Source organism: Streptomyces sp. CA-249302, from assembly GCF_050936785.1.
Taxonomy (GTDB): Bacteria; Actinomycetota; Actinomycetes; order Streptomycetales; family Streptomycetaceae; genus Streptomyces.
In genome coordinates, this window is sequence record NZ_JBNJMG010000001.1 from 2089142 (window position 1) to 2114426 (window position 25285).

Here is a 25285-nt window from a genome sequence, read left to right on the forward strand (position 1 = left end):
GCGATCAGACCTTGTAGGCCTTCTTGACGTCCTCGGCGAAGCCGAGGTAATCCCGCAGCGGCCAGACCTCCTCGAACTCGAGGTACTCCCGCATCGGCAGCCGGCCGAGCGCGGTGCGGTCCAGCTCCTCGGCGCTCGGGGACTCGATGATCCCGATCACCCGCTTCTGCGCGGCGACCTTCCACAGCCCGACGGCGAAGCCGGAGTCGAGGGTCTCCTGGGCGTGTTCGGCCTCTTCGCGCTCGATCTCCCAGAGCTCGTCCAGGGAGATCCGTCCCTCGTGGTTCCAGCGCATCTGGACGTAGAACAACATGGGTGTTCCTTAGGGGAGTTGGGGTTACGAGGCGACACGTGCCGTGATCCGGCGGGTGATCGGGGCGTCCTCGCCGAAGACCTCGACGGCGAGGTCGAGCGGGGTCTTGCCGTCGTGGCCGACCAGGTCGGTGCGGGCGCCGGCGTCGAGCAGGACGGTCACGCAGTCGGCGTAGCCGTGCCACAGGGCGTCGTGCAGGGGGGTGTAGCCGTTGGTGGCGCCCTGGAAGTCGAGGTCGATGCCGGGGTGGGCGACCAGGTCGGCGGTGATGTCGGCGTGGCCGTTGTAGACGGCCTTGTGCAGGGGCACGGCACCGAAGCAGGGCTCGACGGCGTTGATGTCGGCGCCCGCACCGAGCAGCAGCCGGACGATCTCGCCGTGGCCGTCGCGGGAGGCGACGAGCAGCGGGGTGTGGGCGTCGTTGAAGCCGTTGAGGAAGGGCGCGCGGGCGTCCGCTTCGGCGCCGTCGGCGAGGAGTTGGCGCACCTTCTCGGTGTCCCCGGCGGCGGTGGCCGCCATCAGGGGCTGGGCCTCCACGGCGTTCGCGTCGTGCTCCCGGCGCTCCTTGAGGAGCTGTTCGGCGCGCAGGAGCTTGTCCTTGCCGAAGGTGTTGACGTTGAGCTCGTAGGCGAAGTGCTCTTCGAGCGAGAAGCCGTAGTGGGTGTGGAGCTTGAGCCCTGCACCCTGGTCGAGGAGGTACTCCACGAGGTCCGGGTACTTGTACCAGAGGGCGTCCATCAGCGGGGTGTGCCCGGTGGTGGGGGCCACGGCGTCCACGAAGGCACCGGCCTCGACGAGCTGCCGGGTGACGTCCAGGCTGCCGCCCTGGCAGGCCTTGTGCAGCGCGGTGGCGCCGGCCCGGCTGTCGGCGGTGTGGACGTCGGCGCCGGAGGCTAGCAGCGTGCCGACCGTCGCCGGGTCGGCCTGGCCCGCGGCGATCATCAGGACGGTGAGCCCGGAGGAGTGCTCCCGGGTGCTCGGGTCGGCGCCCGCGTCGAGCAGCCGCCGTACCTCCTCGGTGGCGCGACCGCGCACGGCGGCGATGAAGTCGGTGCTCATGAGGACACCGCCCCGCCGCGGATGGCGCGGATGATCTGGGACGGGTCGGTGTGGGACTCCCAGCGGACGATCCGGCCGTCGCGGACGGTCAGCCAGTGGGTGAAGATGATCTCGAAGTCGATGCCGGTCTCCTTGACCCGGGAGATCTCGTGGATGATCCCGGCGGCCTTCTCGCCCTCGACGACGAGGTCGAGCAGTTCCTCGGAGACCACGTCGCACTGTCCGGCGAACACCCCGACGCTGTCGGCCACTTCGGCGCTGGAGTGCAGGGTGCCGATCCACTTCATGTCGTCGTTGTAGCCGGGCACGGGGCGGTAGTTGATCCATTCGACGTCGTCGGCGAGGAGCCCGAGCGCGGTGCCGAAGTCGCCGCTCGTCAGGGCGCCGAACCACCGCTTCGCCACGTCCCGGGTCTGCTCGGTGAGGTCGCTCATGTCGTCTCCTAGCGGCCGCGGTCGCGGCCTACTGGCTGTCCGGAGGGGTCATGATCTGCTGGTTGCCGTCCGCCCACAGGGCCGTCATCACCACGCCGGCGATGCGCCAGCCGGCGGCGCCGCGGGCCAGGTCGAAGCGGTAGCGGCCGCCGAGCGTCCAGGTCGGTCCGCCGTGCGCGTCGGGCAGCAGGTGGGTGGCCTGGAAGTGGGCGGTGACGACCGCCTCGTCCCCGCGCACCTCGGCGATCTGGTTGCCGATCATGTGCTGGGTCGCCTCGAGGTGGCCGAGCCCGGCCCGCCAGTCGGCGATGATGCGGTCGGGCGTGCTGGTCGACGGCTGCCCGCCGAAGAGGCTCGTGTAGTCCAGCGTCACCTTCTCGGCGAGCAGGGCCGGGAGGGCGTCCCACTGCCGCAGGTCGACGAGCCACAGCATCCTGGTGCAGGTCTCGATCGCGTCGAGCCGGTCTTCGGCGGAACTCATGGTCAACTCCGGTGGAATGCCGTGGTGTCGGGAAAGGCGATCCCGGCCGACGCTAGTGAGGGGGTCCGGGCGCGAGGTCCCGGCACCGGGCCCGACCGGCACACTCTGCGAGCTCCGACCCGGTACTACGTCAGTTCATTTGATCTGACCGCTCACTTGACGCAGTGTCATCCCCCGTCTGACGGAGTGCCCGGCTCCGGGTGCGGGGCGCCCTCCGGGCGAGGAGCGGCACGGCGAGGGTGGGACGACGACGGGATCGACCGAACTTGGAGGCACCGATGGTGAACGCCGTACAGAACAAGCGCGGGTCATCCGGCGAGGACGACGGCTGGGGTCTGGTCGGCCGGGCAGCCTGACCATGCAGAACCGCACAAGTATGCGGATCGGGGCGGTGTTCCCGCAGACGGAGATCGGCGCGGATCCGGGCGCCGTGCGCGCCTGGGCGGAGGCGGTGGAGGGGCTGGGGTTCCAGCACGCGGTCGCCTTCGACCACGTGCTCGGCGCCGGCACCGCGGGCCGCCCCGGCTGGTACGGCTACACCGACGAGGACCTCTTCCACGAGGTCTTCGTCCTGTTCGGCTACCTCGCCGGCGTCACCCGCTCACTGGAGCTGGTCACCGGCGTCCTGGTGCTCCCCCAACGCCAGACCGCGCTGGTCGCCAAACAGGCGGCGGAGGTCGACGTGCTCAGCGGCGGCCGGCTGCGGCTGGGCGTGGGCATCGGCTGGAACCGGGTCGAGTACGACGCCCTGGGCGCGACCTTCACGGACCGGGGCGCCCGGAGTGCCGAGCAGGTGGAGGTGCTGCGGGCGCTGTGGGGCTCGCCGACGGTCAGTGTGGAGGGGCGCTGGCATCGGATCGACGACGCGGGGATCCTGCCTCGGCCGGTGCGGGGTCGGATCCCCGTGTGGTTCGGCGGAGAGGCGGAGCCGGTGCTGCGGCGGGTGGGGCGACTGGGAGACGGCTGGCTTCCCCAACGCCCACCGGACGAGGCGGCACGGGCCGCGGTCGGGCGGGTGCGGGAGTACTGCGTACGGGCTGGGCGTGATCCGTCCGAGCTCGGCTTCGAGGCTCGGCTGAAGCTGGCGGAGGTGCCGGAGGCCAAGTGGCCGGACTTCGTGGCCGGTTGGCGGGACCTGGGGGCTACGCATCTGTGTCTGAGCACGATGGGAATGGGTCTGGGAACCGTGGACGACCACATCCGCATGCTCCGCAGCACCCTCCGCGAACTGGCACCGGTCGCCCGGGACTGACCCGGCAATCGCTCAACGCCCGTATTCCTCGGCCAGGAACCGGATCGACTGGTCCGTGAAGACGCGCATTTCTCGGGTCATGTTCTTTCCTCGCCGCCATGCCAGTTGGGTGAAGACCTCGAAGGGGATGTCCCAGTCCAGCTTCACCAGCACCCCGGAATCCAGGGTGTCCTGGACGCATGCCGTCGGCAGGAGGCTGATTCCCAGGCCCGCGGCCACGCCCCGCTTGATGGATTCGATCGTGCCGAATTCCAGGAACGGCAGGGCCTCGCCCGTGCCGTCGTTCAGTTCGGCCTCGAAGAGTTCCCGGTAGGCGCAGCCGGCCTCCGCCGAGATCACCTGGGTGCGGCGGAGTTCCTCCGTGGTCACCTTGGGGAGCTGGGTGAGGGGGTGGTCGGGGGCCGCCACGACCGTGAGGGGTTCGGAGCCCAGGACCTCCGTCTGGACGCCCGGGTGCTGGGTCTCCGCCTCCATCAGGAAGCCCATGTCGAACATGCCCTGGCGCAGCGCGTGGCAGGTCTCGGCGCACAGGCTGGGGCGCAGCACGATGTGCAGGGCGGGGTAGCGGTGGTGGAAGAACTCCAGCAGGGGCGGCATCCGGTAGGACGTGATGCTCTCCATGGAGCCGATGGTGAGGACGCCGGAGGGGTCCCCGGAGCCGACCGTGGCGCCCCGGGCCTCGCCGGCCAGGGCCAGCATCTGCTCGGCGTACGGCAGCAGCCGCTGCCCCGCCTCGGTGAGCTGGATACGGCCGCCGAGACGGTCGAAGAGGTCGACGCCGAGGGACATCTCGAGTCCCTTGATCTGGCTGGTGACGCTGGACTGCGCGTACTTCAGCTCCGTCGCCGCCTTCGAGAAACTGAGCAGCGTGGCCACCTTGTGGAACGCCGCCAGCTGCCTGATATCCATGGTCTCTCCCTGCATGGGCCGACGCTCAATGGATTAATTCCCAGTCCAGCGAATCACCGGGAGGACTTGTGCGCCATGTCCGGGCGATGTCCCTTTCGGGCCACGCGGCGTCAGCTAGCTGCCAACATCCCCGTTTTCGCGGCCGATTATCAGGCCCGCCTGGAAACGGCTGACGGCACCCATTTCCTCCATGATCGCCGAAATGTGTCGACGGCAGGTTCGGGTCGCCATTCCCAGTCGGCGCGCGATGACCTCGTCCTTGAGGCCGAGGGCCATCAGGCGGATGATGGAATGCCGTACTTCTTCGGCGACTTGCTGGTATTCCGCGGTCTGCTGGTCCACCTCGAAGGGGCGGCCGATCTGCCAGACCGACTCGAAGGTGCGGGCGAGGTATCCGACGACCGTCGGTTCGGTGATGACGGCGGCGCCGGGGGGCTGGGTGCCGGTGCGTTCCTTGGGGATGAACGCGATTCTGCGGTCGTAGATGATGAGCCGTTCGGAGAGTTCGTCGACGGTGCGTACCTCGGCGCCCTGGCGGGTGATCTCCTGGACGTAGGTGCGGGTGGCGAGGCTGGTGCGGGAGGTGTGCTGGTAGAGGGTGCGTACGCGGACGCCCCGGCGCAGCAGCTCCAGGGTGTGTTCCCGGTCCGCTTCGAGGAGTTCGGGCGGTCGGCCGCCACCGGACTGGAGGCTCATGCGCTCCTCGGTGCAGCCGTAGCGGGCGCGGTCGATCTCGCGGCGCACCTCCTCGACGTCGTCGAGGACGGTGATGGGTACGTCGGCGGCGGCGCCACTGGGCCGGGCCCGGTAGTCGGCGGCCAGGGTGCGCAACTCCTGGTGGATACGGCCGATCTCTCGCCGTCGGCGGCCGATCTCGACCTCCAGTGGAGTCACGAGCTCGGCCTCGGCGACCTCGGGGTCGAGGGGGACGACGGGGCGTCCGGGGGCGCTCTGGCTGAGGAGGTGCAGGTCCTGGAGGGACTTGCGCACCTCCTCGACGGCGCCCGGGTCCACGCGCAGGGAGGCGGCGATCTCCTCGTCCTCGAAGCGGCCCTTCTGGAGGGCCACTTCGTAGGCCTTGACCGCGAGTTCGCCCAGTAGAGGAATCCCACCCGTCAATTCCTCACCCCCGAAGTCGTCCCGCACTGGATCTCGCCGCTCCAGCGTAGGCGAGCGCCATCCGCCCGAACTCCCTTGCGAGGCACGCGGGCTCGAAAGCGTTAGGTAGGCGGCCGCATTCAGTAATGAACGCGGCGGTCCTCCGGGGTGGCCCGATAACGCAGGTTCCACAGGTTGCGCCGGATGTAGGTGCGTTGGAGCCACCGGTCCCGTCCGTCGTAGCGGGCCCGGAAGGTGGAGCGGGCGTGGACTCCCTTGCGGTTGTTGATGAGGAGGGCCTCGCCCGGTTGCAGGCGTACCGCGTGGGCGACGGTTCGGCAGGCCTCCTGGAGGGTGCCCAGGGCGGCCTCGGCGCCCCGGGTCAGGGGGCGGGTGCCGTTGGCGGAGACGGTGATCTCCGGGAAGCGGGCCGCGCCGCTGAGGATCGGCACCGGTTCGGACAGCACCTCCTCGCCCACGCTGCGGGTGTAGCTGCCGGGCGCGTTGAGCCGGTAGAGCGGGCTGCGCAGGGTCTCGACGATCGCGTCCGGGAGTTCGGCGCACAGGTCGCGGGCGTCGGCGTAGTAGGTGAAGGCGTCGTTCCCGGCGGCCCCGCGCAGGCAGTTGAGGACCAGGAAGTCCGGGTTGGCCACGTCGTAGCGGCCGGTGGTGTCGTAGGTGATGTCGCTGTGGAAGTTGAGGAAGACGGCGGAGCCCTGGTTGGTCTGGGCGCGCGCTCCCTCCGGCACGGGGACGACGTCGTGGACGAGCCGGCCTGCCTTCTCGGTGAGCACGCCGATCGGTTCGCCGAGCAGTCCGGTGAGGCCGAGCAGCACTCCCTCGGCGACGAAGCTGCTCTTGGCGGTGCTGGGTTCGCCGTCGACGGGGGTCGGCGGCAGGTTCTCGTCCAGGGGCAGGTTGCGTACGAGCATCACGCCCGGGGAGTCGTTGTGCCGGCCGAAGTCCATGATCTGCTGGAGGAGTTCGGTGGGCAGGGCGGCGAAGACGCGGTGGTAGCGGGTGAGCGCCCGGTCGACGTCGTGGGTCGGGTCGGGCAGCAGACACAGCTCGGTGCCGATGGTGTCGCGCACCCGGTCGGGCAGTTCGAGGTCGGCGAAGGTCACGGTCACACTCCGGCGAGTTGGGGCTGCGGCTCGGGGTCCGCGAGGGGTATGTCGAGCCGGTCGTGCAGGCGTTGGGCGACGTGCAGGGCGTCCTCGCCGCTCTCGGCGATGTGGGTGGTGACCTTGGAGCCGCGGATCTCGGCGACCGGGACGCCGATGTGGGTTCCCGGTTTGAGGTTCTGGCGCCGCTGCACCGCCTCCAGGTCGACGAAGCCGCCGACCACGGCCACCCACGGTTTGTCGGTGAGCCGCACGGTGTCGATGCCGGCCGCGTGGAAGACCCCATGGGCGAGGTCGGCGCAGTCGTCGTTGTCGTAACCCAGCACCACGGAGCGCTGGTTGAAGACGATCGCGGCCATCTGGTCGCCCTCGCGGCTGATGGTCGTGCCCGGCGAGAAGGGTGCCCGGTTGTAGCGGCAGACGATCTCGATGCCGTGCCGGAGGGCGAGTTGGACGGCCCTGCGGTGCAGCACCTTCGCGCCGTACAGGGACATCAGGGCGGCCATGTTGAAGGAGACCTTCGGCAACAGCCGTGCCCCGCGCACCAGATGGGGGTCGGAGGTGTAGATGCCGTCGACGTCGGAGTGGATCTCGCAGGCGTTCCCGCCGACGGCCCGGGCGACCGCGATCGCGCTCAGGTCGGAGCTGTTCTTGCCGAGCCAGGTGGGCCGGCCCTGCGCGTCCACCGCCTGTCCGCCGGGGACGACCACCACCTCGTACTCGGAGAGCGTCTTGCTCAGCGGGCCCGCGTCGGTCTCGATGACCCGCGCCCACAGGAACGAGGAGTTGGTGATCAGCCCGACCTGGTGCCCGGCGAGCACGGTCGCGGTGCGGCCCCTGCGGTGCAGGGCGGTGGCGAGGAGGTGGGCGCTGATCAGGTCGGCGGTGGCGAGCATACCGGCCGGGGTGGCGTCCTCGGGGTGCTGGTTGACCTCGTGCAGCCGTCCGCGCAGCTGCTCGGTCTCCCCCTGCATCGCGCTGACCACGACGGCCAGCCGCCGGCCCTCGCCGTCGAGGCGCTCTTCGAGGCCGGCCGCGAGCTTGTCGTAGGCGGCATGGGTACGGAAGGTGGAGCCGCCGAACTTCAGAATGGCAGCGTCGCTCACAGCAACCCCCGGTCGAGGACGGTCTCGGCGATCTGTACGGCGTTCAGGGCGGCCCCGATGCGCAGGTTGTCGGCGACCAGCCAGAGCCAGAAGCCGCGCGGGTTGTGCGGGGCGACCCGGATGCGGCCGACGTGGACGTGGTCGGGCTCGCCCGCGGTCAGCGGGGTCGGGTAGGCGCCCAGGGTGTCCCGGTCGTGGACGGTGACCTCGGGCAACTCGGCCAGACGGGCGACGAGTTCGGTGCGGTCGACGGGCTCGGTTGCTTCCACCCACACCGCCTCGGAGTGGGAGTTGACGACGGGCACGCGGACGCAGGTGGTCGTGAGGTCGAGGTGCGGCAGGCCGAGGATCTTGCGGGACTCCTGGAGCATCTTCTGCTCCTCCATCGTGAACCCGGTGTCGAGCAACTGGTCGATGAAGGGCACGACGTTGAAGGCGAGCGGCTTGCCGAAGCGGTCGGCCGGCAGCTCGGCATCCGGTTCGTGCAGGGCGAGTTCGGCGCCCTGCCGGAGCTCCGCGATGCCGTGCTCCCCCTGTCCCGAGGCCGCCTGATACGTACTGACCACCACCTGCCGTATCCCCCACCGCTGTTCGACCGTCTGGATCAGCCGCACCAGCGGAATGGTCGAGCAGTTGGGGTTGGCGATGACGCCGCTCGCCGGACGCCCGGTGAGCACGTCGGCGTTGACCTGCGGGACGACCAGCGGGGTGTCCGCGTCCATGCGGAAGGCATTGGTGTTGTCGATGACCAGGGCGCCCTGCGCGGCGGCCGGGCGGGCGTACTTCTGGCTGACGGACGTACCGGCGGAGAAGAAGGCGATGTCCACGCCGGAGAAGTCGAAGCCCTCCAGGTCCTCGACGGTGCAGGTACGGCCGTCGACCTCGATCTCGCGGCCTGCCGAGCGCGCGGAGGCCGCCAGGCGAACTCCCCTGTGCCGTAAGCCCCTTGTCCCGACGAGTTCGACGATTGTCTGTCCGACCGCTCCCGTCGCGCCGACGATGGCGATGCTCGGGGCCTTGCTGTCGCTGACGAAGGTCATCGGGGTTCTCCGATCCGGGTGAGCGCGGGTGGTGCCGCCTTGCCGGGCGTGCGGCGCCGTCCGGCCGGCAGTAGCCGCCAGCCGAGGTTCACGCCGAGGCCCGCCACGACGATCAGCGGGACGCCCAGGGCCTGCAGGGGCGTGATGTGGTGCCCGTACACCGTGAAGTCGACGAGGATGGCCACGGCCGGGTAGACGAAGGACAGCACCGCGATCTTGGCGGTGGGCAGTTTCTGGTACGAGGCGTACAGCAGGATGTACATCAGGCAGGTGTGGATCACGCCGAGCCCGACCAGCCAGGCCCAGTCGGCGCCGAGACCGGCGGTCTTCCCCAGTGCCGTGAACGGCAGGAGCAGTGGGATGCCGACCAACACCTGGGTGAGGGCGGTGAGTTCGGGTCGTACGGACTTCAGATGCTTGGCGATGACGGTGGCGAAGGCGTACAGCAGGGCGGCGAGGAGGGCCTGGCCGACGCCGATGAAGTACGTGGTGCCCTTCGCGCCGTCGGCAGTGGCGAGGTCGGCGACCAGCAGCACTCCGACGAAGGCGATCAGGATCCATCCGGCCTGGTGGCGGTTGAGCTTCTCCTTGAAGAGGACCAGGCCGAGGATCACCACGTAGAACGGCTGGGTGTGGTAGACGACGGTCGCCACCGAGATGGACGTCTTGCCGTAACTGCTGAACAGCAGCACCCAGTTGAAGACGATGCAGATTCCGCCGAGGACCGCCAGGGCGAAGGTGCGGCGGGTGAAGTTGTGGTTCCTGAACAGCCCGCGGGCCAGGCAGTACGCAGTGAGCGCGGCGGCACCGAAGACGCAGCGGAAGAAGACCACGTTGAAGCTGGGCTGGCCGGACTCGACGACGAAGACGCCGAGGGTGCCCGACAGGACCATGGCCGCGGTGAGTTCGACGGCTCCTCTGGTCTGCTGCCCGGCGGGGCCGCGGGTGGGGGTGCTGGTCACGGTCGGTACCTCGTCTCTGCGGGTCGGAGCGCGGTTCAGTGCAGGGGCACGGCGTAGTGCAGACCTCCTCTGGTCCACAGCTCGTTGGGGCCGCGCGGCACGTCGAGGCCCGAGGCCCGGCCCAGGTTGCGTTCGTAGAGCTCGGCGTAGCTGCCCACGGCGTCCAGGACCCGGGCGGCCCAGCGTTCGTCGAGTCCGGCGGCGGGGCCGTGCCGGCCGGCCTGGCGGGCGACGGACTCGCGGCCCGCGGCGCCGGTGCGGTGGCCCTCGTACTCGGCGGCGAACAGGAGTTGGAGCACCCAGCGGCAGATCCGGAACCAGCCGGGGTCGTCGTCGCGCACCACGGCGGCCATCGGCTCGCGGGAGATCTCGGCGGGCAGGATCCGGTGCGCCGCCGGTTCGGGCAGGGTGCGGCGGGCGCCGGCCAGGGCGACCTTGTCGAGGACGTACGCGGAGCAGTCGCCGCGGGCGTAGGCGTGCAGCGCGTCGGCGGGGGCGTCGAAGGCGACGGGCTCGACGGCCAGTCCCCTGGGCCCGTACCAGGCGGCGAGGTTGACCGGGGAGGTGGAGCCGGCGTGCACGGCGAGGCGGTGGCCGGCGAGGTGGGCGGGTTCGTGGACGCCGGAGTCTGCCGGGACGAGGAAGCCCTCGCCGTCGTAACAGGTCACCCCGGCGAAGAGCAGCCCGTGCGCGGCCTCGCGGCCCATCGTCCAGCTGACGTTGCACACCGTCAGATCGGCTTGTCCGTCGGCGAGTTGACTGAGCCGGGCGGCGGATCCGGCGGGACACCAGTCGACGGCCTCGGGGTCGTCGAGCACGGCGGCGGCGACCGCCCGGGCGACGTCCGCGTCGAGGCCGGTCCAGTGGCCGTCGGGGGCGCAGAGGGAGAGGCCGGGCTGGCCACGGGAGACGAGGACGCGGACGGCGCCACGGGCGCGGACGGCGGCGAGGGTCCCGGCGGGGGTGCCGCGGGCGGTCACGTGGCACCCCCGGCACGGCCGAGGGGCAGCGAGGCGGCGGCGTGCACTCCGCACACGCGCATCCGGCACTCCCGGCTCCCGAGGTGACGGCGCGCATCCATGCGGCACTCCGGACCGGCAGGGCGACGCTGGGCACTCATGCCGCACCCCGCAACAACGAGCCCACCAAGTCCTCGCGGTCGTACCGGCGTTCGTTGTACGCGAGCATGGCGGTGAGCCGGTCGGCGGTCAGCCCGGACGTGCATTCCGTGTCCCGCTCCCGCACCTTGACCGGCATCCCGCCCGCCTTCGCCCAACTCAGCATCCCCCGCTCGTCGATGACCGCCCGTGCGGCGTTCGCGTTGTCGCGGTGGAGGCAGTACGGCACGTCGAGGACGCCCCGGGCGAAGGCGGCGACCAGCGCCGAGCCGACCGTGTGGCCGAGTTCGAGGGTGGCCTCGATCAGCGTGCGGGCCTCGGCCAGGAGGCCGGTGTCCGTGGGCGGTGGGCAGTTGGTGACCGCGCAGTCCGCGGCGGCCTTGCGAGCCACGGCGTCGGCGAACTCCAGGGCCTCGGCGTTCTCCTCGATCGCCGGGATACGGCGGGCCTCGGCGGGCGTCTTGACGATGAGCCGCTCGGTACGGCTGTGCACCGCGAGGCGGACGCTGTCCTCGACCAGGCGGTAGGAGCCGATCGGGGTGCGCGGGAAGACACCCATGTAGGTGTAGAGGGTGATGTGCCGGTCCACGCCGGGCAGGTGTTCCGCGGCGAGGCGGCGGAGGGCTGCCAACGCCTCCAGGTCCTGGCCCAGGTGCACCTGTTGGGCGTAACTGAGGGAGATCGAACGCAGGCCGTGCTCGTGGAAGAACAGCGCCTCCAGGACACTCAGCGCGACCAGCAGCGAGGGTGGGCAGAGCTGGCCGAGCATGCAGCCGCCGAAGGTCTCCAGGTGCATGGGGTCGCGGGCGCCGGCGGCGAGTTCGCAGCACCGGGCCCAGTTGTCGGCGGCCTCCGGGAGCGGGACGCGGCCGTAGGGCAGGCAGTAGGAGACCGGGCCGCCCTCGGTGGCGTCCACGCCGGCGGCGACCATGGTGCGGAACAGGTCGAGCGGCAGCGGCGAGCCGTGCCGTACCTGGACCGGGAAGCCGTCGCCGGAGACCTCGTGCAGCAGGTCGCGTACGGTTCCGGCGCCGTGCGCGAGGAGCGGGAAGCCGTTGAGGTCGGCTCCCTCGCGCAGGGCGCGGCGGGCGGAGGCGTGGTCGCCGACGCGGGTGTAGCTGTCGAGGGTGATGGTGCCGACCGTGGTGGCCCGGCAGTCCCGCACGGCCGTCAACCCGGCCCGCATCCGGGCGAGTTCGCCGAAGCCCATGCGGGGCTGCACGACGAGCCGACCCGCCGCGGTCGCCGTACGGACGAATTCGGCGAACCGGGCCATCAGTGCGAGGCTCCGGCGACCAGGGGCTGCGGCACGGCGACCGCCTCGGCCAGCCCTGCGAGGAATTGCCCGAAGGTGGCGAGGGTGCGGCCGGCCGGCTGCTCCGACTCGTTGAACACGGCGTCGAAACCTGCGTCCAGGAGCCGTCGGCCCTCTTCCGCGTCGCCGCCCCGGACGCCGAGCTTGCCGCCGATGACGACGGGCAGTCCGGCGAGTTCCGGGTCGGCGCGCAGGGCGCGGATCAGGCGCAGTCCGTCGAGGTGGCCATGGCCGTTGACGGTGCTCAGGACCAGGAGGTCGGGGCGGTCGGCGCCGCGGCAGGCGTCCATCACGGTCGTGTCCGGCGGGCACACTCCGAGGTTGGTGACCTCGTGCCCGCCTTCCTCCAACAGCAGTTGCAGATAGACCAGATTCCACATGTGCGCGTCGGAGGAGACACTCGATACGACGATTCGCAGAGACATGCCTTCACTCTTGAATTCCCCGGAGGAAAAGTACAGGTCCCGCCCAACGGATTTCCCGGTCCGGCGATCAAGAATTTCCATAAGTTGAGCGCCGGATTTCCTACAGCGCGAAATTCCGTTCCAGGAAATCCGTGGTGATGCCCCCGCGCCGGAATTCGGGGTGCCCGAGTATCTCCTGGTGCATGGGGATCGTGGTGTGGACGCCGGGGCCCGACACCTCGAACTCGGAGAGCGCGCGCAGGGCGCGGTCCAGGCAGGTGGCGCGGTCCGGGCCCCAGACGATGAGCTTGCCGATCATCGAGTCGTAGTAGGGGCTGACCCGGGAGCCGGGCACGTAGTCGGTGTCCATCCGGACCCAAGGGCCGCCGGGCGTGCGGTAGTTCTCCAGCAGGCCCGGCGTGGGCGCGAAGCCGCGGTCGGGGTCCTCGGCGTTGATCCGGCACTCGATGGCATGGCCGCGGACCTCGACGTCCTCCTGCTTCACGGTGAGCGGGGAGCCCGAGGCGACGCGCAGCTGCTCGCCGATCAGGTCGACGCCGGTGACGAGTTCGGTGACCGGATGCTCGACCTGGATCCGGGCGTTCATCTCCATGAACCAGAAGGCGTTGTGCGCCTCCGGGTCGGCCTCCAGCAGGAACTCCACGGTCCCGGCGCCCCGGTAGCCGACCGCCCGTGCCCCGGCGACGGCGGCCGCGCCGAGCCGGGAGCGCAGCTCGGGCGAGATGCCGGGCCCGGGCGACTCCTCGACGAGCTTCTGGTGCCGGCGCTGCACCGAGCAGTCGCGTTCGCCCAGGTGGACGGCGCCGTCGAAGTCGTCGCAGAACACCTGGATCTCGATGTGCCGGGTGCGGGTGAGGTAGCGCTCGATGTAGACGGCGCTGTTCTTGAAGACGGCCTGCGCGTTGGCCCGGGTCGTGGTGTAGGCGTCCCGCAGGTCCTGGGGCCGTCGTACGACGGTGATGCCCCTCCCTCCCCCACCGGCCGCCGCCTTGATGATCACCGGATAGCCGATCTCCCGCGCGATCTCCTCGGCGGCCTCGACGGAGTCGACCGGCTCGGTGGTGCCGGGGAGCAGCGGGAGCCCCGCGGCGGTCATCAGTCTGCGGGCCGTGGCCTTGTCGCCGACGTTCTCCATGACGTCCGGCGGCGGGCCGATGAAGGTGATGCCGTCGTCGGCGCAGATCTCGGCGAAGTACGGGTCCTCGGAGAGGAAGCCGTAGCCGGGGTGGATGGCCTCGGCGCCGGTCTTCACGGCGGCGCCGATGATGTTGGGGATGTTGAGGTAGCTGCGGGTGGGCGCGCCGGGGCCGATGTGCACGGCCTCGTCGGCGGCCTTCACGAACTGGGCGTCGGCGTCCGGCGTCGAGTACACGGCGACGGTACGGACGCCGAGGTCGCGGCAGGTCCGGATGATCCGGAGCGCGATCTCGCCGCGGTTGGCGATGAGCACCTTGTCGAACATGTCGTCGTCCGCCCCGTCTCAGCCGGCCGGGACGAGGTCGACCAGCGGCTGCGCGTACTCCACGACCTCCCCGTCCTGTACGTGGATGGCGTGCACGACGCCCTTGACCTCGGCGGTGATGGAGTTCAGCAGCTTCATCGCCTCGATGATGGCGAGCTGCTGCCCGGCCTCGACCGTGTCCCCGACCTTGACGAAGGGTTCGGCGCCCGGGGAGGAGGCCTGGTAGAAGGTGCCGACCAGGGGGGCGGTGACGCGGACGAGGTTCGCGGGGGCGGGGTCGGGCTCCGGGGCGGCGGGGGTGGCGATCGCGGGAGCCGGCTGCGTGACCGGAGCGGCCTGCACGGGCGGCGCGTTCTCCCACTCCACGTCCACGCTCAGCGACCCGGCCCGCAGGGTGATCCGCCGTAGCGTGCCGGGGAGTTGGCCTGCGAGGAGCAGCGTGTGTGCCCGCAGTTCCTCCACGGTCATGTCTGTGCTCTCGGTGGTCACCTCAGTGCTCATCGTGCGTCTCCCAGTCCACTACGGGCTGCAGTCGGGGGTCCCCGAAGCGGTCGTACCGCCTCCGTCGGGCGTCGACGAGCTGTTCGCCGGAGAGGTCGAGCAGCGGGGCGAGGGTCCGCGCGAGGGCGCTCTTCACGGTCAGCGCGGTGGTGTGCGGGGCGGTGTGGGCGCCGTCGGGCGGCTCGGGCACGATGCCGTCGACGACGCCGAGGCGCAGCAGTTCGGAGGCGGTCAGGCGCAGGGCGTCGGCGGCGCGGCCGGCGTGTTCGGCCGTACCGAAGAGGATGGTGGAGCAGCCTTCGGGGCTGATCACCGAGTAGTAGGCGTTCTCCAGGATGAGCACGGTGTCGGCCACGCCCAGCGCCAGCGCGCCGCCGCTGCCGCCCTCGCCGGTGACGACGGAGACGACCGGGACGCGCAGCCGGGACAGTTCGAGGATGCAGTCGGCGATGGCGACGCTCTGCCCGCGCTCCTCGGCGCCGATGCCGGGGAAGGCGCCGGGCGTGTCGATGAACGCGATCACGGGCAGCCCGAAGCGGTCCGCGAAGCGCATCAGCCGGAGCGCCTTGCGGTAGCCCTCGGGGTTCGGCATCCCGAAGTTGCTGCGCACCAACTCGGCCGTGTCATGGCCCTTTTGATGGCCCAGGACGACGACGCTCTGCCCGCCGAACCGGGCCAGCCCGCCGACCAGCGCCTCGTCGTCCCCGAAGGCGCGGTCGCCGTGCAGGGAGACGAAGTCGTCGAAGACGTATCCGATGTACTCCAGGGTGGTGGGCCGCTGGATGTCCCGGGCGAGGGCGACGGTCTCGCGGGTGGTGCGGGTGGTCGGCACAGGGTTGTCCAACACCGCGTGTTCCTGGGTCACCTGCGGGAGCTCGGGCACGGACGGACCGAGCAGGGACAGCAGTCGCGCCAGCTGTTCCCGCTGGTTCTCCCGCGGTACGACGCCGTCGATCATCCCGTGTTCGAGAAGGAACTCGGCGCTCTGGAAGCCGGGCGGCAGCTCCTGGCGGATGGTGTTGCGGATGACCTGCGGTCCGGCGAAGCCGAGCAGGCTGCCGGGCTCGGCGAGGACGACGTCGCCGAGCATCGCGAAGGAGGCGCTGACGCCGCCGAAGGTCGGGTCGGTGTTGAGGTTGATCACCGGGACGCGGGCCTCGCGCAGGGCGGCGATCCACTGGGAGGTCTTCGCCATCTGCATCAGCGACAGCGCGCCCTCCTGCATCCGGGCCCCGCCGGAGGCGGCGACCAGGAGCAGCGGGAGGCGTTCGGCGAGGGAGGTGCGGGCCGCGGCGGTCACGGTCTCGCCGACGACCGTGCCCATGCTGCCACCCATGAAGGTGAAGTCGAGGACGGCGACGACCAGTTGGCGGCCGTTGATGCTCATCTTCCCGGCGAGTACGGCGTCCTGACGGCCCGTCCGGGCCTGGGCGTCCCGCAGCCGGTCCGGGTACGGCTTGCTGTCGCCGAAGCCGAGCAGGTCGCGCGGCGCGTAGGTGTCGGGGAACGCCTCGAAGCTGCCGGGGTCGGCGAGTTGGGCGATCCGCACGTCCGGCGGGATGCGGAAGTGGAACTGGCACTCGGGGCAGACCTTGCGGTTGCGGTCGAGCCGCTTGCCGTAGATGTACGCGCCGCAGGAGCCGCACCGGCGCCACTGCACGTCCTGTCCGGCCCGGACGGGCCCTGGTGTCGTCATGGTGTGCTCCGCTCTTGGGTACTGCCGTGCCCGCGCGGCACCGGAACGGCCCGCTGGGGCCGGCTCTCGGTGGCCCGGCCGATGCCGAACGGCGGCATGTTGCGGTAGACGGTGTGCATGCGGGCCGGGTCGACGACGTACGCCTCGTGGTAGATGCCGACGGCTCCGTTGTTCGCGACGGTGCGGTTGAAGCGGCCCCAGGCGGGCCGGTGGGAGGCGCTGGTGTCGTGCGCGTACGCCATCAGCTCGTCCATGGAGTGCCAGTACTGGAGCACCAGGACGGTCCGGCCGATCCAGGTTCGGGCGCCCAGAAAGCCGTACTCCTTCTGCTTGTTGAGCTCGACGAGCATCGGGACCATCGCCATGAAGGACGGCAGCCAGCGGTGCACCTTCCAGAAGCTGTTGATCCGCATGCCGATGAGGAACACGACGGTTCCCTCGGGCGGCTCCGCCACCTGGGGCACGAGCTCGACCTTGGCTGCCACGGAATCTCCTCGTCGACGGTCCGTCAGAAGGGGTACGTGCGCGGTGGAGTGCTGGTGGTGAGGGTGCGCCAGCGGGTGAACGCCTCCAGGCTGGCCCGCCCGCCGAACCCGGAGCCGTTGCCGGAGGCTCCGATGCCGCCGAAGGGCAGGGCGGCGTCCTGGACGACGGTCTGGTCGCCGATGTGCGTTACTCCGCAGTGGAGTTGACGGCCGATCAGCGAGCCCCTCTCAGCGTCGCCCGTGTAGACGGCGGCGGTCAGTCCGTAGTCGCTGGTGTTGGCGAGCCGTACCGCCTCCGCGTCGTCGGCGAAGGCGGTGACCGTGGCGACCGGGCCGAAGACCTCGGTGTGGAAGACGTCCATCTGCTCGGTGACGTCGGCGAGGACGGTCGGCGGGTAGTACGGCGGCTGCGGGCGCCCTCCGGTGACCAGACGGGCGCCTTGCGCGACGGCCTGTTCGACCGCTACCGCGATGCCGGTCAGTTGGCGGCGGTCGATGACCGGGCCGATCTGGGCGTCGGAGCGGTGCGGGTCGCCGACGCGCAGGGCGGCCGCGTGCCGGGCCAGTGCCTCGGTGTACTGGTCGGCGATCGACGCGTGCACGAGGTGGCGGCGGGCGGACATGCAGATCTGGCCCTGGTGCAGGAAGGAGCCCCAGGCGCCGGCCGCCGCGGCCTGCTCCACGTCGACGTCGTCGAGGACCACGAAGGCGTTCTGACCGCCCAGTTCGAGCACGACCCGCTTCAGCAGCCGCCCGCAGACGGCGCCGATCTCCCGGCCCACCTCGGTCGACCCGGTGAAGGACACCATGGTCACGTCGGGCGCCTGGACCAGCGCGGATCCGGCCTCTGCGTCGCCGTGCACGACCTCGAGGACGCTCGCCGGCAGACCCGCCTCGCCGAACGCCTCGGCGAAGAGACGTCCGCCGGAGAGCGGGGTGTGCGGGTCGGGCTTGAGCACGACGGTGTTGCCGAGGGCCAGCGCGGGGCCCAGGGAGCGGGCCGCGAGGAGCAGCGGGAAGTTCCAGGGCACGATCACCCCGACGACGCCCACGGGTACGCGGGTGACCTCGGCGGCGCGGTCGGGGTCGTCGGCGGGCGGGTGCGGGAGTCCGGGGTGCCGGGCGAGGCGCGCGCCGTGCCGCAGTTCCTGCGCGGCCTGGTGCACTTCGAAGAAGGCCTTGCCGGGAATCGCCCCGCCTTCCCTGACCAGCAACTCCTGTGCCTGCTCGGCCCGTTGGACCAGCAGGTCGGCGGCGCGCTCGACGATCGCGGCGCGTTCTTCGGCGGGCGTGGCCGCCCAGGCGGGGGCCGCGGCGCCGGCCCGCCGGGCTGCGGAGGTGACGCGGTCGGGGGTGGCCGGCTCGACGGTGCCGAGCGGTTCGCCGGTGGTGATCTCCCGGCTGACCAGCTGGGTCTGGGACGCGGTGAGGGTGGTCACCTGGGCACCTCGGTGGTCTCGGGAGTGGCTACGGCCTTCTCCTGGGTCTGGGCCGGGCAGCCGGCGCAGCCGCCGTCGAGGGCGACGGGCGCCGCGTCCCGGTCCAGGGCGCGCCGCAGCCGGCGCAGGCAGCGGGTGCGGATCGGGCCGACCGAGCTGACCGGCATGGACAGCGCGTCGGCGATCTCCTGGTAGGAGGCGGGCGGGTCCTGGAGGGCCCGCAGCAGCAGTTCGCGGCACTGGTCGGAGAGGCTGTCGAGGGCGCGCAGCACCTCCTGGCCGCGGTCGGCGCGCAGGGTGATCTGCTCGGGGCTCTCGTGGTGGTCCAGCAGATGCTCCAGGGAGGAGCTGTCGCCGACCATGACCAGGCGCCGGTCGCGGGTGGCGGCCTTGATCGCCTCGCGCCGGGCGACGGTGGCGAGCCAGTCGCCGAGCCGCTCGGGGTCGCGGATCCGGTCGGCGTTCTGCATCAGCCGGAACCAGGTGAGCTGGCGTACGTCCTCGGCCTCGACCCGGCTGACCCGGTGGCTGCGCGCCACCGACCAGACCAGCCGCCCGAACCGGTCGACCGTCTCGTCCCAGGCCTCCGCCTCGCCGCGGGCGCAGCCCGCGAGCAGTTCGGCGTTCCCCATGGTCGGCATCGCTCGTCCTCCGTCGGCGCGCGCCCGCACCTGAGCGGGCTCCGGCTTCCATGCAACCGGGCGGGTGCGGTGGCCGGAAACGGATGACGGCGTCAGGTAGCGGTCTTGCCAGGAGTGGACAGCGCAGTCGCTCATCCGACGCCTCCCGCACGGGAGTTCGGCAGCAGCTCGGCCATGGCGGACCGCATCCGTACGGGGATCGGGCCCGAGTCCTGCTCGCTGGCCCGGATGGCGATGCCGAGCGCGAACCGGTCCCACACCTGGAGGACCTGGATCTGCCACAACGGCCGTTCGTCCTGCGGGATCTCGTCGTCCACGACGGCCAGCCCGCCGCCCCTGAGCCGGTGCACGGAGAACGCGTCGAAGCCGCGCGCCATCCCCATGCCGGTGGCCTTGGTGTACGCCTCCTTGGCCACCCAGGAGTCGGCGAAGGCGTGCCCCTGCTGGTCCTCCCGGTCCCGGCGCAGCACCTCCTGCTCCAGCGGTGTGAAGACCTTGGGTGCGAACTGGATGGCCTCGGGGCGGGCCGGCGTGTTCTCGGCGTCGACCCCGGCGGTTCGGCCACGGACCACGATCGCGGCGATCAGGCCGTTGGTGTGGGTGATGTTGAAGTCCAGTCCCCAGTCGGCGCCCTGGACCGACGGCCGCCCGAACCGGCCCTTGTCGAACCGCCACTCCCCCGGGTGCACGTCGGCGTACTGCGAGAGCACCTGGCGGGAGAGCAGCCGGGCGCCGAGGAAGCGGGTGCGGGCGGCGGGGAAGAGCAGCCGGTCGTGTCGGGCGCGCTCCTCCTCGGTGAGCAGTTCGAGCCCCCCGGTCGCGTCGGCGAACCGCTCGACGTCCTCCTCGGCCAGGAGCCAGACGTCGGCGCCTTCGGCCAGCGGATCGCCGAAGGGCTCCCGGGACCTGTCTCGGGCCTGCACGGTCGCACGCATCTCCGGGTCACCAACTCACCTGGAACGGACGGAAGGAGAACAGCAGCCCCGCGCGATGGGCGTCCGCCATGACCTCGGCGGCGGCGTCGAGGTCCTCGGGCCCGGTCACCCGGCGCGTGGGGTGGAAGCGCCTGAGCAGCCGCTCAAGACAGAGCAGCAGCACGGCCGGTGAGCGCATGGCGGGCGCGAAGCTGTCCCGACCGCGCAGATACAGATGGACGCAGGCGGCCGCCGCCGACACCGCCGCGTACTGCTTGGCGAGGTCGTACAGCTCGGCCGACTGCCCGGCCCGCCTGCCCTGTTCGGCGAGGAGCTTGGCGTGCTCGTCGGCGAGCCGGTGCACCTCGTCGGCGATCAGCCCCGCCGTGTCCGCACACCCGGCCAGCCACCCCGCCTCGCGCCCCTGGGCGCCGGCCGCGGCGGTCCGCAGCTCGGCGACCGCGGAGCGCAGGGCGAGTACGGAGTCGTCGCCGCCCCGGCTGAACAGCTGCTGTTCGGCGGGCTCGTACGGCTCCATGGGGTGGGCGGGGTCGAAGAGCCGGGCCGTCAGCCCGACCGCCTCCGCGACCGCGTCCGGCTCCTGTGCGACGGCGTTCGCGAGCAGCCCCTGGAGCTGGAGGGCGATGTTCTTGAGGTTCACCACGGTGTTGCCGTCGGCGAAGTTGGAGATGGCGAAGTCGCGGAGCACCTTCTGGAAGATGCCGTGCCGCGGGTGCGCCCGCAGGTAGTAGCGGGCGCCGAGGACGGTGGTCAGCCGGGCGAGGGTTTCCTCCAGCAGCGTCGGCACGAAGTACTTGACGACCGACGACCAGATGCTGGCCTGCGCGGGCGCGAGCTGGAGCGAGCGCACGGCCCCGGTGGTGAGCGCGTCGGCGATCAGCAGCTCGGCGAAGCTCTCCGTCAACTGCCGTTTGGAGTACGGCACTTCGAAGACCGTACCGCCGAAGATCACGCGTCCGGAGGCGAAGTCGAGGGTTGTGCGCAGGGCGGTGTCCACACAGCTCATGGCGATGCTGGAGATCGCGATCCGCGCCAACTGGCTGCTCTTGAGCGCCACTTCGAGCCCCTGCCCGACCCTGCCGACGAGCGCCGAGTCCGGCAGGAAGCAGTCGGTGAGGCGCACACCGCTCATGTCGAGGCCGCGCAGCCCGTGCAGGGGCTCGTCGCGCAGGTGCGCCAGCTGCTCCGCCGGGATGCCCGCCTTCTCGACGGCGAAGATGGAGTATCCGCCGGGGCCGCCCTTGTCCGCCGTCCGCGCGAAGACCATGACGGTGGCGGCGACGGTGGCGTTCCCGATGGTCCACTTCTCCCCGTTGAGCAGCCAACCTCCGTCCACCCGCCGGGCGTTGGTCTCGTTGGCGAGGACGTCGCTGCCGTGCCGCCGCTCGGACAGCCCCCAGGCGAGCTTCTCCCCTCTGCGAATGGCGTCGGCGAAGTACTGGCGCTGCTGCGCGCTGCCGGCGATCCAGACCGGCATGTAGCTGAGGCTGGTCAGCACCATGGCGGTGGCGGAGGTGGGGTCGCGGCGGCCGACGAGACGGTAGAGGTTGAAGCCGTCCTCGACGTGCACGGCCCGGCCCCCGTTGGCGGCCGGGACGATCCAGTCGTACAGGCCCCAGTCGGCGAGGGTGTCGACGAACTCGTGTGGATACTCCTGGCGTTCGTCGAGATCGAGGATGCGCGGGTACGGCATCGGGCCGCCGGCGTCCCAGGGATCGCCGAGATACCCCTCCAGGTCCGCCATGAGCGCGGTGAGGTCGGTCATGTCGTCTGGTCCTCCTCGGGGGACGGTCCGTCGGACAGCTGGACCGGGTGCGCGGTGAACAGGAGCCGGGCGGCGTCGAGCCGGGTGAGGGCGCGGGCGGCGGGCGGCAGGTCGGGGCCCGCCTGTCGCGGGTCGCGCCCGTCGGCGAGGGCGAGCAGCACGGCTAGCACGGCGGTGAGCCAGCCGGCGCCGGCCGCGTCCTCCCCGTACAGACCGCGCTCGGGGTGCGCCCGCCAGGCGAGCGCCGCCGCGGCGGCCGCGTAGAGCAGGCAGCACCGGTCGGCGAGGTCGAGCAGCTCGGGCGAGGCGCCGAGCCCACGGGTCCGGTCGCGCTGGGCCTCGGCGGCGGTGGCGAAGGTGCCGGCGAGGGCGGCGCGTACGTCCCGGACGAGGACGGCGGCCCGATCCTCGCCGCGCGCCGCGAGGTCCTGGGCGAGCGCCTCGGCCTGTTCCGCGAAGCCGAGGAGGACGAGGTCCTTGGGGCGCGCGGAGAGGTCGAGGGCGGCGGGGTGGAGGTCGGGGAGGGGGGTGCCGAAGGCGAAGAGGGCGTCGAGCGGGATCGGGGGCGGCGATCCGGCCATGGGCGCCGTGCCCGCGGGCGCGGGATCGGCCGCGGGGGCCGAGGCGGCAGGACCGGGACCGGAGGCCGGAGTCGGGGCGGCGGGCGTAGAACCGGCGGCAGGAGCCGAGGCGGCAGGACCGGAGTCGGCGGCGGCCGGTGGGATGCCCGCATGCGTCCCCGAAGTGTGCCCGCCGCGTCCCGGCTCTCCGAATGCCGTCGCATAGCCGGGCAGTTGAAGCGCCACCGCCCGCAGCACCCCGAAGGGGCTCGTGTCGATCGACTCCACGATCGCGTTGTCCCGTTGGGCCTTGTCGACGATCGCGCCGGGGCCATGGGCCAGGACCCCGCGCGCGCCCAGCAGTGAGCGGGACCGGGCCGCCGAGGACGCCGTCAGACGCGTCGCGACCCGCTTCACCACCGACGAGCACAGGCCGAACGTCGACGGTGACAGGTGGGCATAGCGGGCCGCCGTCAACGACAGCAGGTCCGCCGCGAACAACTCGGCCGCCGCGACCGCGAGTTCACGCGAGCCGTGACCCGTGTCAGCGACCCGGACGCCTCCGACCCGCCTGGCCCGCGTGAACCGCAGGGCCGTCCGCAGCGCCGTGTCCGCGGTGGCCAGGCAGGCGGCCGTGCTGAGCAGCCGTACCACCTGCTGGGCCCGCATCGCCCCGGCGAGGCCGCCGCCGACGGTGCCGACGACCGCCTCGGCCAGGACCGGTGTGCCGTCGAAGACCAGGTCGGCGAAGTCGATGCCGCGCATGCCGGTGACCGGCTGGGCGGGCTGCCGCCGTACCCGGGTCAGCTCCCCCGGGCCCAGCAGCACCGCCGTGAAGGCGGCCGGGCCGCGGGGTGCCGTACGGGCCACCACGACCACCGCGTCGGCGGTGGCGCCGCGCCCGACGAGCCATTTGCGGCCGGTGAGGCGGAACCCGCCGTCCGCGGCCGGGTCGAGGCGGCACTCGCCCGCCAGGACGTCGCTGCCCGCCTGTTCCTCGGAGAGCGCGAAGGCGACCGTGCGGCCCTCCTGGACCCAGTCGGCGACGGTCTTCGCCTGCTCGGGCGTACCGGCCGCGAGGACCGTGAGGACGGCGGAGCAGGAGAGAAGGGTCGCGGGCATGACGGCGGCGTCGCGCCGGGCCGCCACCCTGACCAGGAGCAGCGTGTCGTCGAGGCCGCTCAGGGTGCCGCCGAGGGACGGCGGCAGGTAGGCGAGCGGGAAGTCGACGGCGTCGAGGCGGGCGGCGAAGGCGTGCGGGAAGTCGCCGCGGGCGTCCCGGGCGGCCCCGGCGTCGAAGCCGTAGACGTTCTCGGACCGCCAGGGGTCGCCGAGCAGTTCGTCGAGGAGCGCCGCGGCGGCGAAGGAGGCCGTCATGGCCGCAACCCGAGCGCGCGGGCAGCCCGCGGCGGCGGGCAGTCGGTCAGCGACGGCGAGGACACGAAGCCGTGGACGTCCACCGGGCGCCGGGAGGTACCCGGCCGGTCGTCGAGCCGCACCGGGGCGGCGGACACGGCCGTCACGGCCGTGCCCCGAGCGCCGGGTCGGGCTGCGGGACCGGGTAGTCGGCGATCGCGGGCGAGAGCGCGAGGCCGGCCGCCCGGAGCATGGACAGCCGCTGGTGGAAGGCGGCGCCGGTCATGACGTGCCGGGCGACGTCGGCCACGTGCCGGTTGCGCGGGGCGGCCAAGTAGGTGCCGCGCACCCAGGAGTTGAAGCTGCCCATCGCCGGGCCGCACCAGATCTGGTAGTCGACGGCGCGGTCCTCCTCCCCCGTCTTGGCCCAGCGGGAGGCCATGCCCAGGTACCAGCGGAAGACCAGCGCGGCCCGCCGTTTGGGGTTGGCGGCGGCGCGGGCGAGCTGGTCGGGGTCGCGGCGCTCGAAGTAGGCGACGGTCTCCGCCCAGACGTCGTCCAGGGGCCGCCGGAAGATCTGCTTCTCGACCCGGGCGCGGGCGGCGGCCGGGAGGTCGTCGATGCCGTCGTGGTCGCGGTAGAGCTCGTAGAGGAGCCGGGCGCGCATCGGGAACAGCGTGCCCCGCTTGAGGACTTGGAGCTCTACGCCCATCTCGAACATGTCGGCCGCGGGCGCCATGTCGAAGTCGGCTAGGTCGGCCTGCGCGAGCATCTCCTTGACCTGGTCGGACGTACCGGCCTCGACGCAGGACTGGTTGACGGACCCGGTGACGACGTAGTCGGCGCCCATCGCGAAGGCGGCCCAGGCGGCCTCCGGGGTCCCGATGCCACCGGCCGCGCCCACCCGGATGCGCTCCGGGTACGCCAACTCCCGTGCCAGGGCATCCCGCTGACGCATGATCACCGGTAGCTGCGCGGGCAGTGGACGCCGGTCGGTGTGCCCGCCGGAGTCGGCCTCCACGGTGATGTCGTCGGCGAGCGGCACCCGAGCGGCGAGCCGCGCCTGCTCCTCGCTGATCGCCCCCTCGTCCACCAGCGCCCGCACCATCGGCTCGGGCGCCGGCCGTATGAACAGCTCCGCCAGCTCCGTGCGCGAGATCTTGGCGATGACCTTGTTCTCGGCGACCACCCCGTACGGTCCGCCCGCGCGCAGCCCGGCCAGCCGGTAGCGCACGATGTGCGGGGTGAGGGCGAGGAACGCGGACGCCTCGACACACGGCACCCGGTGCTTCAGGTACAGGTCGACGGCGGTGCGTTCGAGGCGCTCCTCGCTCGGGCTGTGGATGAGATTGCAGGCGTACGGCAGCCCCGGGATCTCGGTCGCGAACCGCACCAGTGCCTGCTCGACCGCCTCGGGCAGCAGCCCGGCCGCGCCGTAGGAGGCGAGGTAGCCGGCCCGGGCCATGGCGATCACCAGGTCGGCGGAGGCGATGCCGTTCGCCATGGCGCCGCTCATGTAGGCCTCGCGGACCCCGTGGGCGGCCAGGAAGGCGGCGCTGCCCAGGCGTTCGGGGCCCAGGGGCGGGGCGGCGGCGACGATCTCGTGCTCGCCGCCGGCGCTCACCCTGCCCCCGGCGGCCGCGCCGAGGCCGTAGGGCCCGCGCAGGATGTAGACGGGCTCGTCCAGGCGCGTCAGCGCCTCCTGGATCCCGCTGTCGCCGACCGCGGGGGCCACGGATCCGCTCCACCGCGGCCGCGGCTGCTCGGTGCTCATGCTGTTCTCCCGGTCCTGTAGCTGCCGCTTGGCTG

25 protein-coding genes are annotated in these 25285 nt (G+C 71.9%); 1 reads left to right on the forward strand and 24 read right to left on the reverse strand.

What is annotated here, in order from left to right:
• Positions 1-4 precede the first annotated feature (4 nt).
• Genes ACQEWB_RS09435 through ACQEWB_RS09450 form a run of 4 tightly spaced genes read right to left on the reverse strand, consistent with a single transcriptional unit; the run spans position 5 to position 2287 of the window.
• Positions 5-313 (reverse strand): muconolactone Delta-isomerase, encoded by a 309-nt coding sequence (locus tag ACQEWB_RS09435; RefSeq protein WP_030947702.1) that lies wholly within the window; start codon positions 311-313, stop codon positions 5-7.
• Between the two features lie 24 nt (positions 314-337).
• Positions 338-1372, reverse strand: a complete 1035-nt coding sequence (locus ACQEWB_RS09440; RefSeq protein WP_432829009.1) for an ankyrin repeat domain-containing protein — start codon at positions 1370-1372, stop codon at positions 338-340.
• The gene (locus ACQEWB_RS09445; RefSeq protein WP_432829011.1) at positions 1369-1806 is read right to left on the reverse strand and encodes a nuclear transport factor 2 family protein; all 438 of its coding nucleotides are present in this window, start codon (positions 1804-1806) and stop codon (positions 1369-1371) included. Before ACQEWB_RS09445 ends, ACQEWB_RS09440 begins: the two co-directional genes overlap by 4 nt.
• Before the next feature lie 28 nt (positions 1807-1834).
• Positions 1835-2287 (reverse strand): nuclear transport factor 2 family protein, encoded by a 453-nt coding sequence (locus ACQEWB_RS09450; protein ID WP_432829013.1) that lies wholly within the window; start codon positions 2285-2287, stop codon positions 1835-1837.
• Positions 2288-2645: 358 nt separating this feature from the next.
• Here ACQEWB_RS09450 and ACQEWB_RS09455 point away from each other — a divergent pair, with 358 nt between their 5' ends.
• Positions 2646-3539, forward strand: coding sequence for an LLM class F420-dependent oxidoreductase (locus ACQEWB_RS09455; RefSeq protein ID WP_432829015.1), 894 nt, complete (start codon positions 2646-2648; stop codon positions 3537-3539).
• Between the two features lie 12 nt (positions 3540-3551).
• Here the strand turns inward: ACQEWB_RS09455 and ACQEWB_RS09460 are convergent, their stop codons facing one another.
• From ACQEWB_RS09460 to ACQEWB_RS09555, 20 genes are all read right to left on the reverse strand, one after another.
• Positions 3552-4448, reverse strand: a complete 897-nt coding sequence (locus tag ACQEWB_RS09460; RefSeq protein ID WP_432829017.1) for a LysR family transcriptional regulator — start codon at positions 4446-4448, stop codon at positions 3552-3554.
• A 114-nt stretch (positions 4449-4562) separates the two neighbouring features.
• Complete coding sequence (locus tag ACQEWB_RS09465; protein ID WP_432829019.1) at positions 4563-5567, reverse strand: LuxR C-terminal-related transcriptional regulator; 1005 nt, start codon at positions 5565-5567, stop codon at positions 4563-4565.
• Positions 5568-5686: 119 nt separating this feature from the next.
• A complete protein-coding gene (locus tag ACQEWB_RS09470) occupies positions 5687-6670 on the reverse strand; it encodes a TauD/TfdA family dioxygenase (RefSeq protein ID WP_432829021.1) in 984 nt (327 codons plus the stop codon).
• 2 nt (positions 6671-6672) lie between these two features.
• Positions 6673-7776, reverse strand: a complete 1104-nt coding sequence (locus tag ACQEWB_RS09475; RefSeq protein ID WP_432829023.1) for an aspartate kinase — start codon at positions 7774-7776, stop codon at positions 6673-6675.
• Positions 7773-8816 carry an aspartate-semialdehyde dehydrogenase gene (locus ACQEWB_RS09480; protein ID WP_432829025.1) on the reverse strand — a complete coding sequence of 348 codons (1044 nt, stop codon included), beginning with the start codon at positions 8814-8816 and terminating at the stop codon, positions 7773-7775. The genes ACQEWB_RS09475 and ACQEWB_RS09480 overlap by 4 nt, the downstream gene beginning before the upstream one ends.
• Positions 8813-9709: a DMT family transporter gene (locus ACQEWB_RS09485; protein WP_432843720.1), complete on the reverse strand. Its 897-nt coding sequence runs from the start codon at positions 9707-9709 to the stop codon at positions 8813-8815. Before ACQEWB_RS09485 ends, ACQEWB_RS09480 begins: the two co-directional genes overlap by 4 nt.
• A 104-nt stretch (positions 9710-9813) precedes the next feature.
• Positions 9814-10758 (reverse strand): transporter substrate-binding domain-containing protein, encoded by a 945-nt coding sequence (locus ACQEWB_RS09490; protein ID WP_432829027.1) that lies wholly within the window; start codon positions 10756-10758, stop codon positions 9814-9816.
• 136 nt (positions 10759-10894) lie between these two features.
• Complete coding sequence (locus ACQEWB_RS09495) at positions 10895-12172, reverse strand: methylaspartate mutase (RefSeq protein WP_432829029.1); 1278 nt, start codon at positions 12170-12172, stop codon at positions 10895-10897.
• A complete protein-coding gene (locus ACQEWB_RS09500) occupies positions 12172-12636 on the reverse strand; it encodes a cobalamin B12-binding domain-containing protein (RefSeq protein WP_432829031.1) in 465 nt (154 codons plus the stop codon). The genes ACQEWB_RS09495 and ACQEWB_RS09500 overlap by 1 nt, the downstream gene beginning before the upstream one ends.
• A 100-nt stretch (positions 12637-12736) precedes the next feature.
• Complete coding sequence (gene accC / locus ACQEWB_RS09505; protein ID WP_432829033.1) at positions 12737-14098, reverse strand: acetyl-CoA carboxylase biotin carboxylase subunit; 1362 nt, start codon at positions 14096-14098, stop codon at positions 12737-12739.
• Between the two features lie 18 nt (positions 14099-14116).
• A complete protein-coding gene (gene accB / locus ACQEWB_RS09510) occupies positions 14117-14599 on the reverse strand; it encodes an acetyl-CoA carboxylase biotin carboxyl carrier protein (RefSeq protein ID WP_432829035.1) in 483 nt (160 codons plus the stop codon).
• Positions 14589-16295, reverse strand: coding sequence for an acetyl-CoA carboxylase carboxyltransferase subunit alpha (locus tag ACQEWB_RS09515; RefSeq protein WP_432829037.1), 1707 nt, complete (start codon positions 16293-16295; stop codon positions 14589-14591). The genes accB and ACQEWB_RS09515 overlap by 11 nt, the downstream gene beginning before the upstream one ends.
• Positions 16292-16780 carry a DUF4188 domain-containing protein gene (locus ACQEWB_RS09520; RefSeq protein WP_432829039.1) on the reverse strand — a complete coding sequence of 163 codons (489 nt, stop codon included), beginning with the start codon at positions 16778-16780 and terminating at the stop codon, positions 16292-16294. Before ACQEWB_RS09520 ends, ACQEWB_RS09515 begins: the two co-directional genes overlap by 4 nt.
• Positions 16781-16803: 23 nt before the next feature.
• Positions 16804-18219: an aldehyde dehydrogenase family protein gene (locus tag ACQEWB_RS09525; RefSeq protein WP_432829041.1), complete on the reverse strand. Its 1416-nt coding sequence runs from the start codon at positions 18217-18219 to the stop codon at positions 16804-16806.
• Positions 18216-18860: an RNA polymerase sigma factor gene (locus tag ACQEWB_RS09530; RefSeq protein WP_432829043.1), complete on the reverse strand. Its 645-nt coding sequence runs from the start codon at positions 18858-18860 to the stop codon at positions 18216-18218. Before ACQEWB_RS09530 ends, ACQEWB_RS09525 begins: the two co-directional genes overlap by 4 nt.
• Positions 18861-18991: 131 nt before the next feature.
• Positions 18992-19795: a 4'-phosphopantetheinyl transferase family protein gene (locus ACQEWB_RS09535; protein ID WP_432829045.1), complete on the reverse strand. Its 804-nt coding sequence runs from the start codon at positions 19793-19795 to the stop codon at positions 18992-18994.
• Between the two features lie 7 nt (positions 19796-19802).
• Complete coding sequence (locus tag ACQEWB_RS09540) at positions 19803-21560, reverse strand: acyl-CoA dehydrogenase family protein (protein WP_432829047.1); 1758 nt, start codon at positions 21558-21560, stop codon at positions 19803-19805.
• Positions 21557-23497 (reverse strand): acyl-CoA dehydrogenase family protein, encoded by a 1941-nt coding sequence (locus ACQEWB_RS09545; RefSeq protein WP_432829049.1) that lies wholly within the window; start codon positions 23495-23497, stop codon positions 21557-21559. The genes ACQEWB_RS09540 and ACQEWB_RS09545 overlap by 4 nt, the downstream gene beginning before the upstream one ends.
• Positions 23494-23643: a hypothetical protein gene (locus tag ACQEWB_RS09550; protein ID WP_432829051.1), complete on the reverse strand. Its 150-nt coding sequence runs from the start codon at positions 23641-23643 to the stop codon at positions 23494-23496. The genes ACQEWB_RS09545 and ACQEWB_RS09550 overlap by 4 nt, the downstream gene beginning before the upstream one ends.
• Positions 23640-25250: a PfaD family polyunsaturated fatty acid/polyketide biosynthesis protein gene (locus tag ACQEWB_RS09555; RefSeq protein WP_432829053.1), complete on the reverse strand. Its 1611-nt coding sequence runs from the start codon at positions 25248-25250 to the stop codon at positions 23640-23642. Before ACQEWB_RS09555 ends, ACQEWB_RS09550 begins: the two co-directional genes overlap by 4 nt.
• Between the last annotated feature and the right edge of the window lie 35 nt (positions 25251-25285).